The 11,503-nt window shown below is 65.5% G+C and carries 9 protein-coding genes; 4 read left to right on the top strand and 5 right to left on the bottom strand.

The genetic code is table 11. The features are described from left to right. Positions 1-287: 287 nt before the first annotated feature. Positions 288-1,202, bottom strand: a complete 915-nt coding sequence (locus WG922_RS10885) for a LysR family transcriptional regulator (RefSeq protein WP_340282608.1) — start codon at positions 1,200-1,202, stop codon at positions 288-290. Between the two features lie 90 nt (positions 1,203-1,292). Between WG922_RS10885 and WG922_RS10880 the strand changes: the two genes are divergently transcribed. Genes WG922_RS10880 through WG922_RS10870 form a run of 3 tightly spaced genes read left to right on the top strand, consistent with a single transcriptional unit; the run spans position 1,293 to position 4,667 of the window. Next, positions 1,293-2,444: an acyl-CoA dehydrogenase family protein gene (locus tag WG922_RS10880; protein ID WP_340282642.1), complete on the top strand. Its 1,152-nt coding sequence runs from the start codon at positions 1,293-1,295 to the stop codon at positions 2,442-2,444. Between the two features lie 8 nt (positions 2,445-2,452). Beyond that, complete coding sequence (locus WG922_RS10875; protein WP_340282607.1) at positions 2,453-3,658, top strand: CaiB/BaiF CoA transferase family protein; 1,206 nt, start codon at positions 2,453-2,455, stop codon at positions 3,656-3,658. A 16-nt stretch (positions 3,659-3,674) separates the two neighbouring features. Next, positions 3,675-4,667: a Bug family tripartite tricarboxylate transporter substrate binding protein gene (locus WG922_RS10870; protein WP_340282606.1), complete on the top strand. Its 993-nt coding sequence runs from the start codon at positions 3,675-3,677 to the stop codon at positions 4,665-4,667. 58 nt (positions 4,668-4,725) lie between these two features. Here the strand turns inward: WG922_RS10870 and WG922_RS10865 are convergent, their stop codons facing one another. From WG922_RS10865 to WG922_RS10855, 3 genes are read right to left on the bottom strand one after another with little or no spacing between them, the layout of a single operon-like run. Beyond that, positions 4,726-5,754, bottom strand: coding sequence for a Bug family tripartite tricarboxylate transporter substrate binding protein (locus WG922_RS10865; protein ID WP_340282605.1), 1,029 nt, complete (start codon positions 5,752-5,754; stop codon positions 4,726-4,728). Further along, positions 5,751-6,938, bottom strand: a complete 1,188-nt coding sequence (locus tag WG922_RS10860; protein WP_340282604.1) for a CaiB/BaiF CoA transferase family protein — start codon at positions 6,936-6,938, stop codon at positions 5,751-5,753. The genes WG922_RS10865 and WG922_RS10860 overlap by 4 nt, the downstream gene beginning before the upstream one ends. Next, positions 6,935-8,197, bottom strand: a complete 1,263-nt coding sequence (locus tag WG922_RS10855) for a CaiB/BaiF CoA transferase family protein (RefSeq protein WP_340282603.1) — start codon at positions 8,195-8,197, stop codon at positions 6,935-6,937. Before WG922_RS10855 ends, WG922_RS10860 begins: the two co-directional genes overlap by 4 nt. Here WG922_RS10855 and WG922_RS10850 point away from each other — a divergent pair. Then, positions 8,196-9,113: a LysR family transcriptional regulator gene (locus WG922_RS10850; protein WP_340282602.1), complete on the top strand. Its 918-nt coding sequence runs from the start codon at positions 8,196-8,198 to the stop codon at positions 9,111-9,113. The two genes, WG922_RS10855 and WG922_RS10850, sit on opposite strands and share 2 nt — an antisense overlap. A 961-nt stretch (positions 9,114-10,074) precedes the next feature. Here the strand turns inward: WG922_RS10850 and WG922_RS10845 are convergent. Next, positions 10,075-11,367: an FAD-binding protein gene (locus tag WG922_RS10845; protein ID WP_340282600.1), complete on the bottom strand. Its 1,293-nt coding sequence runs from the start codon at positions 11,365-11,367 to the stop codon at positions 10,075-10,077. Positions 11,368-11,503: the final 136 nt, after the last annotated feature.

The raw sequence follows: 11,503 nt of genomic DNA, 5'->3' as shown, positions 1-11,503 counted from the left end.
CGCCCTGGGGTCGATCGCCTGGGCTATCGTGCTCTCACACGGGCGCATCATAATCTAACTCGAGGCAGCGACCCTGAGTAAGGGGTAAGGTTAGCGCCCGGACCGTCTCTGCCGGCCCATGCAGCACTCGGAGGCTGCATGGTCTGGATGAGCATCGACAAGGACCTGAACTTCGCGTCCATGCACTGGCTGGGCGATAAGTCGGAAAGTCCATTGGGAATCTCGCCCAGTTCCCATGCGCGGCGCGCACCACGGCCAACAGCACGCTGGCCGCGCACGAATCCATCTCACTTTACCGTGACGCGCCGCGCCGTCGAGCCGACGTCCGCGAGCACTTCCCTGAACCGCTGCGCCGCCGCCGGTTCGTTGTGTGGGTGCGTCGCAACTGCGAGTGCGGTCTCCAGCCGCTCTTCCCGGTCCGAGATCTTCCGGAACTCGACACCAGCCGGCGCCTGCATGCGGCTGAGCGACGGCACCAACGCGACACCGACGCCGCTGCCGACGAGGCTAAGCACGGTTTGCACCTGCACGGCCTCCTGCACGATCCGGGGCGCGAAGCCGGCGGCCTGGCAGGCGCCGACGACCTGGACACGCAGGTTCATCGCAGCAGTCGCCGAATAAGCCACGAATACCTCGTCCGCGAGATCGCGCAGGTGCAACGAGCGCTTGCGCGCCAGCGGCGATGCGGAAGGGAGGGCCGCTACCAGCACGTCCGCCTCCACGGGTTGCAACAAGGCGGTCGTCCCCTCCACCACCGGGTAGCGCACCAAGGCCAGATCGACGTCCCCACGCTCGACTTGCCGCAGCATCTGAGTCGTCGTGCCTTCGCGCAGTTCCAGTTCCACGTGTGGGTAGCGCTCGCGGAACACGGGCAGGACGCGCGGGAAGAGCGAGTAAGCAGCCGAGCCGACGAAAGCGATGCGCAGCCGCCCCGATGTGCCGCTGCTCGCGCTGGCGGCAGCGCGCTTGACCTGCTCGGCGTGGAACGTGATCTGCCGGGCATGCGCGAGCACCGCCTCGCCCGCCGGCGAGAGCCACAGCCCGCGGCGCTCGCGCAAGACGAGCTGCGCACCGAGCTCTTCCTCGAGGCGGCGGATCGACACGGAGAGCGGTGGCTGAGCCATGTGCAGCCGTTCGGCCGCGCGACGGAAGTTCAGCGTTTCCGCGAGCACGACCAGTTGCTTCATCTGCTGCAGGTTCACTACAGAAAGATATCACGCCCTTCGAAAAGAGTATTGGACGGATATCGCCCCGGTTCCTACACTGCGATGCATCCTTCGAGGGAACCACCGATGACAGAACGCGAAGACACCCTGGACCTCCTCGTCGACGCAGCACGCCGATTCGCGCGTGAAGTGCTCGTGCCCGCCGAGGGCCAGGTACGGGCCGAAGGCGAGATCCCCCCGCACGTCGTGCAAGGGCTGCGGGACCTGGGCTTGTTCGGCATGACCATCCCGGATGAGTACGGCGGCCTGGGCCTGTCCGTGTACGAGGAGGTGCGCGTCGTGCAGGAGATCTGCTATGCCCAACCCGCCTTTCGCTCCTACTTTGGCACCACCAATGGGGTGGGAACGCTGGGTATTATCAACTTCGGCACGGACGCGCAAAAGCGCAAGTACCTCCCGAAGCTCGCCTCCGGCGAGATGCTGGCCTCCTTCGCCCTCACCGAGCCGGACAGCGGTTCAGACGCTGCGTCGCTGCTGACCAAGGCGACGCGCGAAGGTGACCACTGGGTGATTAACGGCGCCAAGCGCTTCATCACCAACGCCGTCCACGCGGGCGTGTTCACCGTCTTCGCGCGCACGGGCACGAAGGACTCCGGATCGAACGGCATCTCGGCATTCCTCGTCGACCGCGGCACGCCCGGGCTCACCATCGCCAAGCCGTACGAGAAGATGGGCTTTGACGGTTCCCACGAGTCCGACGTAACCTTCGACGGCGTGCGTCTGCCGGCAAGCGCGATGCTGGGGCCGGAGGGCACGGGTTTCAAGAACGCGATGAAGTCGCTGGACCACGCACGCATCCATATGGCAGCAGTGGCCGTGGGCGTGTCCCGCCGCCTGCTGGACGAGGGCACGAAGTACGCCGTTGAGCGCAAGCAGTTCGGACAGCCGATCGGCAAGTTCCAGATGATCCAGGCCATGCTCGCTGAGAGCCAGGCCGAGTACCTGGCGGCCAAGGCGCTCGTCGAGCAGTCGGCACGTGACCGGGACGCGGGCAGGAAGACGACGATGGAGGCGGCGTGCTCCAAGTACTTCGCCACGGAAGCCGCGGGCCGCATTGCCGACCGCATGCTGCAGATCCACGGCGGCAACGGGTACATCAAGGAGTACCCGATCGAGCGGCTGTACCGCGACGTGCGGCTGCTGCGCATCTACGAAGGGACCAGCCAGATCCTGCAGATCATCACGGCGCGCGAGATGCTGCGCGAAGCCGGACTCTGAGGCCTCCCATGCCAGGACCGCTCGACGGCGTGCGCGTGCTGGACCTGACCAGCGTGGTAATGGGTCCGTACGCCACGTCGGTGCTAGCCGAACTCGGTGCCGACGTCGTGAAGGTGGAGCCTCCGGGCGGAGAGGTGATGCGCAAGTCGGGCCCGATGCGCCATGACGATATGGGCCACTTCTACCTAGCGATCAATCGCAACAAGCGCTCGGTGGTGCTCGACCTGAAGCGGGAAGCAGCGCGCAAGCTGCTGCTGCGCATGGCCGCGGCCAGCGACGTGCTCGTCTACAACATCCGCCCGCAGGCGATGGAGCGGCTAGGGCTGGGCTACGAGGTGCTGAGCGAAGCGAACCCGCGCCTGCTCTACGTGGGCGCTTATGGCTTCAGCCAGAAGGGGCCGTATGCGGCACGCCCGGCGTACGACGACCTGATCCAAGGCATGGTCGGCATTCCTTGGCTGTCGCAGCAGGCGGGTGCCGACAAGCCGCGCTATTCGCCCGTAGTTCTGGTGGACCGCATGGTAGGTTTGCAGCTGGCAAACGCCATCACCTCGGGCCTGTACTACCGGGAGCGCAGCGGCCGCGGGCAGCGCATCGACGTGCCGATGTTCGAGGGCATGCTGTCGGTCATCCTGGGCGAACATCTCGCGGGCCGGGCCTTTGAGCCTCCGGTGGGGCCGACAGGCTACCAGCGCAGCCTCGCCAAGGACCGCCGGCCGTACCGCACGAAAGACGGATGGCTGTGCGCCATCGTCTACAACGACAAGCAGTGGGGCGCATTCTTCGACGCCATCGGCCGGCCCGAGGTGTTCGCCGGCGACGCTTGCTTCCACAGCCAGAACTCGCGCCTGACGCACATCGACCACGTGTACGGCTTCCTCGCGGACACGCTCGCGACGCGAACCTCGGACGAATGGCTGCACTTGTTCGAACAGGCCGACATCCCGGCCGCGCGCATGGTCAGCATCGAGGACATGCTCATCGACGAACACGTGCAAGCGACCGGCTTCGTAAGGGAGGTCGAGCACCCGACAGAAGGCACCGTTCGCATCACCGCGATCCCCACCGAGTGGTCCGAGTCCGTGCCCCGGCACCGCTCGCACGCCCCGTTGCCCGGCGAGAACACGCGCGAGGTGCTGCGCGAGATCGGCATTGCACCGGAAGAGATTGAGACACTGTTCAACACAGGAGCCGCCCACCAAGCCGGCCCATGACCTCAAGGAGACATCGATGACCACTACCCGCAGGGCGCTGCTGAAGGCAGCGCTCGTCTCTCCGCTGGCATGCCCGGCTACCGCAACGCTCGCGCAAGGCAATTGGCCGCAGCGAGCCGTTCGCCTGATCGTTCCATTCGCGGCCGGCGGTCCCAGCGACGTGCTGGCGCGCGCATTCGGGAAGCAACTGGCCGATGTAATTGGCCAGCCGGTGGTTATCGACAACCGGTCAGGCGCGGGAGGTGCGATCGGCATCGACATGGCGGCCAAGGCAGCGCCCGACGGCTACACGCTTGGCTTCGGGCACACCGGCACGACAGCCATCAACCCGCATGTGCTGCAGCGCATGCCGTACGACCCCCTCACCGACCTGGCGCCAATCACGCCCATCGTCTCGTACGCGAACGTGCTCGTGGTCAACGCGAACGTGCCGGCGAATACCGTGGGCGGATTCGTCCAATGGGCCAAGGCGAACCCGTCGGCGGCAACTTTCGCCTCGGGGGGCAATGGCGCCACCAACCACCTCGCAGGCGAACTGCTGAAGGCGCTCACGGGGGCACCGCTGGTCCACATTCCGTACAGGGGCAGCGGCCCTGCGATGACCGATGTGATCGCAGGCAACGTGCCCTGCATGTTCGACATACCCGTGACGGTCGTGCCCCAGCTTGCATCCGGCCGCATTCGTGCACTGGCGATCCTGAGCTCGCGCAGAAGCTCGGTTCTGCCGGATGTCCCGACCTTGCGCGAGGCGGGTTTTCCCGGCTTCGAGGAGGCCGGAAGCGATCTCTGGTTCGGCCTTGTCGGGCCCGCTCAACTTCCGGCTGCGCTCGTCGAGCGCATCCATGGACAGACGGTGAAGGTCATGCGCTCACGCGAGATGCTCGAGACCGTGAAGACGATGGGCTACGAGCCGTGGACCATGGTCCCGGCCGAGTTCCAGGCGTTCATTCGCGCCGACCACGCGAAGTGGGGAAAGGTGGTGAAGGCTTCGGGCCTGAAACGCGGATGAGGCGCGCCGGCCCGCCCAACGGCGTCGGCGCTCCTGGCGGCGCTCATCCTGCTTCTGATCAATCGGCTTTCACGCCGGTTGCCTTGACGACCTGTGTCCAGGACACGATCTCCTGGCGCAACTTCCGCTCGAAATCGTCCGCGGCCAGGAGTTCGACCTCGGCGCCGAGTGCCGCGACCTTCTCCAGCGTGCGTGGATCCTTCATCACGCGGGCCATGTCTGCAACGAGCCGGTCCGCCAGCGGCGCGGGCAACCCCGCGGGCGCCACGATGCCGTTCCAGTTGGTCATGGTGTAGCCGGTCACGCCCGCTTCGCTGGCGGTCGGGACGTTGGGCAGAAGCGGCGATCGCGCATTGCCGGAGACGGCAAGGGCCCGGAGCTTTCCGGAGTTGACGTGGGGTGCCAGGACTGAAACGGAGGTAGACATCGCCATCACCTGGCCCGACAGGAGGTCCGTCACGCCCGCGCCGTTGGTCTTGTAGGGCACGTGCAGCATCTGCACGCCCGCCATGTAGGCGAGCTTTGCCATCGCGAGGTGCGGCGATCCGCCATTGCCGCTGGAACTGTAGGTGACGAAGTCGGGTTTTGCCTTCGCGAGCGCCATCAGTTCACGCAGCGTCTGCGCCGGGACCGATGGATGGACGCAAAAAGCGAACTGGTTGTAGGTTGTGTGCAGCAGCGGCTGGAAATCCTTGACCGCGTCGAACGGCAGGTTGCCGTACAGCGCGGCATTCATGGCGTGGTTGCTGGCCAGCATGCCTAGCGTGTACCCATCGGGTGCCGCCTTCGCGATAGCTTGCGCTCCCACCACGCCACCAGCGCCGGTGAGGTTCTCGACCACCACGCCCACGCCCCAGGCTTCTGCAAGCCGTTCGGCCAGCAGACGCGCGGAAGCGTCGCTGACGGTGCCCGGACCGTAGGGAACGATCAGCCGGACCGGGCGGACCGGAAATGTCGGCCCTTGTGCCAGCGCGGAGGGGGCCAACAAGCCCAGGACCGGCCAAGCGGCCAGGCGAGCCAGGGCGGTGCGCCTCTTAATCGGTTTCATATCGTCTCCATTGGTTATCGGCTCCAGTCCGTCGCTCACGCCACGACTCCGGTCTGGATGAGGCGGTCGATCTCGTCGGGCTGCACGCTAGTCTCGAGCAGCAGTTCGCGAGTGTGCTGGCCGACGCGCGGTGCGGGCCGGCGCAGTTCGGGTGGCGTCGCGGACATGCGCAGTGGTGAAGTGAACTGCGGCACCTCGCCTTCTTGATCGGCCACGCCGGCAACGTTGCACCTCGCCTCGACCTGCTGGTCCTTCAGCATCTGGGCGACGGTCAGAACCGGTGACACGCAGACGTCGTGTCCGTCAAATAGACGAAGCCAGTCCTCGCGATCGCGCGTCGCCAGCACCTGTGCCACCTGCGACCGTGCCGCTACTTCCTCGCGATCGGGTCCGCGCGTGTAGTGCGCCGCACTGCGCGAGAAGGACGACAGGTCGCGCCTGCCGATGGCTACGCAGAAATTGCGCCAGAGGTGCGGCTCCGAGCAGGCGACGGCGAGCAGTTCGCCGTCCCGCGCCGCATAGGTTCCGTAGTACGGATACCCGCCACAGAACACACCTTCGCCAGCGGCAGGCTGATGGCCATCGGGGAACAGATGGCGCAGGTTCGGCGTCGCGGCCAGTAATGCTATAGTCGAATCGAGATAGGCGATGTCGATGTACTGGCCACGCCCGGTGGCATGGCGTGCCAGCAAGGCAAACGCAATGGCCAGTGTCGCGTGCATCGCGGCACCGCCATAGTCCGCGACCAGGTTCAGGGGAACATCGGGCGATCCGCCAGGCCTGCCCCAGAGGGAAAGCGCGCCCGACAGCGCTAGGAAGTTCAGGTCATGCGCGGGGCGGTCCCGGTAAGGGCCACCCTGGCCGAAACCCGACATGGAGCAATAGACCAGCCGTGGGTTTCCGGGGGCAAGTTCTTCATAGCCAGCCCCCAGCCGCTGCATCACGCCCGGCCGAAAACCTTCCACCAGCACATCCGCCCCGGCCGCCAGCTGCCGAAAGATTGCCAGGCCGTCCTTCGACTTCAGGTTCAAGGCGATGGAGCGCTTGTTCCGGTTGGTGTGCGAATGGCGCTGGAGCCTTGAAGCTGCGGGCGTCGTCGCCTCGGTCGGCGGCATGTCGATTTTCACGACGTCGGCTCCCATATCACCGAGCATCATGCCTGGCAGCTCCAGAGGCGGGACTCGGCCAACCTCCAGCACGCGGACGCCGCCCAGCGCGCTCACTGGGCCGCCTCCCGGCGTGCTTGGCCCATCACATGGTCGGTGTCAGCGCCAAGCCGCGGCGGCACACGCACGGGAGACTTCCACCCGTCGAACGACACGGGATTCCGCGGGAACACGACGCACCCCATCTCGGGATCGTGCAGCTCGACGAAATGGCCGACATCCCGCAGGTGAGGGTCGCTGCGAAGTTCGCCGAGGCGGTTCATCCGGGCTGCCGGGATGTCCAGCCGGCGGCATAGGGCCAGCCACTCATCCGTGGTGCGAGACTTCACGTGCTCCGCGAGGCGTTCGTACAGCAGTTCGATGTGCCGGGTCCGCTGTGCCAGCGACGAGAAACGGTCGTCGTTCAGAGCCTCCGCGTCGCCGAGCTCCCGCAGCAGTGAGTTCCAGTGCGCGTCGCTGTATGGCATAGTGCAGGCGAAGCCGTCGCGGGTCGCGTGCGGTCGCCGCGCAGGCATGAGCGCGCGCCGGTAGCCCGGTGGTGCCAGCGGCGGATCGAACAGGTCGCCCTGGCTGTGTTCCACGAGGCCGAAGGAGACCACCGATTCGAACATCGGCACCTCCACGACGGCACCCTTTCCCGTCGCGCGCTGCTGCAACAAGGCTGCCAGGATCGCGCCCACGGCGGTCAAGGACCCGACCTTGTCGGCCACGGTGGTGGGCAGGTAGCGCGGCGTGCCGGACTGCATTTCCATCATGGAAGCAAGCCCCGACAAGCCCTGGATGACGTCGTCGTACGCAGGCTGGCCCGCGTAGCGCCCCCCGGTCCCGAAGCCCGTGAGAGCTGCGAATACCATGCGCCGATTTACTTGGTGTATGGCTTCGGGCCCAAGTCCCAGCGCGCACAGTTTCTCCGGCCGCATGTTGTGCATGAACACGTCTGCCCCGGCCGCCAGCCGCAACAGGTCGGCGCGTCCTTCCGGGGTCTTGAGGTCCAGCACCACGCTGCGCTTGTTGCGGTTGATGCCCAGGAACAAGGCGGCCATGCCGTCCTCGCGGGCCGGGCCAATCTGGCGAGTGCCGTCGCCTCCCGGCGCTTCCACTTTGATGACTTCGGCGCCGTACTCCGCAAGCGTCTGGCTGGCGTACGGCCCCATCACGACGGTCGTGAGGTCCACCACCCGGATACCACGCAGCGGACCTTGGTAGGAGTTCGACTGCAGGCGCTGTTCGTCATGGTCCATTGGCGCCATCTTAAGCCGGCGCCCGGTCGCCGAGAAATATAAGATGGCGCTTGCATTATTGATCGCGCCAATCATGGAATTGCGCCAGCTCCGTCACTTCGTCTGCCTAGCGCAGGTGCTGAACTTCAGCCGTGCGGCCGAGCAGTTGTACATCGCGCAGCCCGCGCTCTCCATCTCCATCCGCAACCTGGAAGAAGAACTGGGCTTGCAGCTGTTCGACCGCGGCCCACGGCACGTGGTGCTGACGCAGGCAGGTCGTGTGACCCTGTCCTCCGCACGCGCGGCGCTGGCGCACATCGACGACGTGGGGAATGCGTCCAAGGCGCTGGGCCGAGGCGAAGCCGGCCTCCTGAAAATCGGATTCGTCGGCGGGGCGACGTTCCGCATCCTGCCTCGCGTCATTCCTGAGTTCCGCCGCCGCTACCCTGGTGTCGAACTGGAGCTCACGGAAGCCACGACGCTGGAGGTGCTGCGGCGCGTGCGCAGCGGCGAAGTCGATGGGGGAATCCTGCGCCACCCGGTGCTCGGCCGGGCGGAACAACTGTTGACCGCCGTCTTGGAACTGGACCCGCTGGTAGCGGTCGTTCCGCGAGGGCACCACCTGCAGCGGCGAGGCAGCCTGCGGCTTAAGCAGCTGGCGACGGAGTCATTCGTGCAATACTCGCACATCCATGCCCCATCGATGAGCGCGCTGGTCTCGCTCGCCTGCGAAAGCGCCGGATTCTCCCCGCGCGTATCGCAGGAGGCGGTGCAGATCCAGACCATCGTCAGCCTGGTGGAAAGTGGGCTCGGTGTCGCCCTGGTGCCGGAATCGTGCAGCGAGCTCATCGGCCGCGGGGCCACGTTCATCCCGATCCGCGACCACCGCGAGCAGCTGACCGTCGGACTCGCGTTCGTCCGGAGCGGTCATTCATCCAATAAGCTGGTGCAGAATTTTCTGGACGTGATCGCGGGGACGGTCGCAGCAGAGTCACCGCGCCCGGTTTCGTGAACGCGCGATGCATTCGAATGCGAGAGCTCAGCCATTGGCTCCTTAGTCGAGAGATCGACACGATTCGCGATGCTGCTGCACCTTCTGCCGCAACCTGGGCATAGCAACCTCGCGGCTCGAAAAGCTGTTCGCGGTCCTGATGGGATGGCATCTGCAGTTTAAATTGCGCACTGTACGCGCTGCGCTTGGGTCGTAAACCGTCGTACTTTTGTTTAACCGCGCCATCCACAACCGTCCAACGCAGTCCAAACCGAAAAGGGGGTAGAGTATGGGGTAAAAAAGCGCCATGAGGCTGGGGCCGGTATGGCGCTTAGTTTTACTGGCGGAGCAGGAGGCAGCAATATCGGGCGCCAGTTTTACTAGAGGAATGCGTTCTCCGACAGGATGAGCACAGGTCTAGTACCCCAGACGATACCCCATAAGGAAGTGGACCTATTGCGCTAACGACTTGCTGGAGTTTCCCGACAGGTACCCCCATCCGCTTCCGAGCGCGTACCGGCAGATTCAGCAAGCGCGCGCCATCCTGCCGGCTGCTAGTAGCGAACCTACCAACCGCTGCCACATGAACCCTGGCTACGCCACCTCGTATTGCGCGCCGCGCCTTGCTCGCGCAATGGGGCGAGTTCCTGCAGGCCCGCGAGGTGGTCTGGCCGGCTCGTCTTAGCGCCGGGTGCGACTGCCGCCGGTGCTTCAGATGGCCTCGCCCTGCGCGATATCACCTTGAGCCCCCCATCGGCCATCGCCTCTTTGGCCACATCCCCATCCGAGTATTGCAGTTGACTTTGGCAGAGGCTAAGTCCGCCATACTTCCCGCCGGATTGCGTCGGCTCGAAGGTCCGCTTTCGGGCGGAAGCAGCCGTGCAGTAGCAGAAAAGCCCGAGCCCGCCAGAGCCAGCACGGTGAACCCGGCGCGATATTTGCCGGCAGGGTCGTACCCGGCCGGCAAGGCCAATAGAGGCACTCAGCGCCCTAGGGCACCGGCGACGTGCTGCCCGGCGCGGCGACCGAACACCAAACCGCGGAGGACCGAGGTGGCGCCGACATACAGGCCGTAGTAGAAGCCGACCATCTCTCCGGCGGCATACAGTCCTGGGATCGGATGGCCGTCGCGATTGAGAACTTGCCCGTCCTTGTCGATCTTCACGCCGCCGCAAGTGAAGGTGTTGGCGCACATGACCGGGTAAGCATGCAGGTCCGATTCGTCGATCGTGCGGGCCCAATTGGATTTCGGTGGCGTGATGCCGACGGCACATTTGCCGTCGCGTACCTTCGGGTCGAACTCGCCGTCTTGCACGGCGGCGTTGTAGCTGCGCAGGGTCGCCTCCAGCACGTCGGGCCGGACGCCGAGCTGCTGTGCCATCTCACGCGCGGACGAGGCCCGCATGGGAGCGACCTCCGATCTCAGGCGCACCCGCACGTTGGGAACGTCGTAGAGCTTGGTGTCGAATAGAAAGTACGCAATGCCGCCCTTCTGCCGCATGATGGTCCAGCTGACCTCGTCGTAGATGTACTCATACACGTCCGAGCCTTCGTCGAAGAATCGCTGGCCACCATTGTTTACGAGGATTCCGTAATTCAGGGCGCCCACCAGCGCCTCGTGGCGGGTCGATCGCGGGTCAATCGGCTCGGCGTGGAACATCTCGTACTGGCCAGCTGCGGCCGCACCCGCGGCGAGCGCCATTTCGATTCCTTCACCCTTGTTGTAGATGCCGCCCGGCGATACAGGACGCGACAAGTAGGCATTCGCGCCGACATAGCGCGTGAGCATCTCTGTGTTTCCCTGGAAGCCGCCGCTGGCGAGCACCACCGCGCCGGCGTCGATGGAGTGCACGCCTTTCTCCTTCGACCATGCGCGCAGGCCGCACACATCGCCCCGGTCGTCGAGCAGCAGCGACCGGCCGGTGGTCTCGTAGCGCACCTCGACGCCCAGCTGCTCGGCCGACGCGGCGAGCGCCTCCACGATGGCTAGTCCGCCGCAGCTGGGCGCGAGGCGCTGGCCGCCTTTTTGCAGCAGCATCGGACTGCCGTAGGTGAACTGCACGCCCTTGGACTTCAGCCAAGCGATCGTCGGGGGCGCACTTTCGGCGAAGGTCGAGATCAGTACCGGATCGGTGAAGGGATAGGCCTTCAGGTTCGCCGACCACTGCTCGGGGTCGCCGGCCGATTCGCGCAGCATCTGAGGGGGAATCGCACCGTGCGCGCGCCAGCTCAGCTTCTCCTCGAAGTCTTCATAGACAGCGTCCTCGCCGGCCATGCTCGTCGATCACAAGACGGTGCTCGGGTTCCGTTATGTCGACCCCGCACTGCCCCCTTCCCAGAGAAAATCCGCATGCTCCGCTTCATCGCTTCCTGTTCGTGACGATTGATTTCGCCTAGGATAGAACTGCCGA

The sequence above is a fragment of the Ramlibacter sp. AN1015 genome (assembly GCF_037726105.1).
In the GTDB taxonomy this organism is placed as follows: domain Bacteria; phylum Pseudomonadota; class Gammaproteobacteria; order Burkholderiales; family Burkholderiaceae_C; genus Ramlibacter.
The sequence above is the reverse complement of the archived record's forward strand: the minus strand, read 5'-3'. Positions and strand labels throughout refer to the sequence as shown.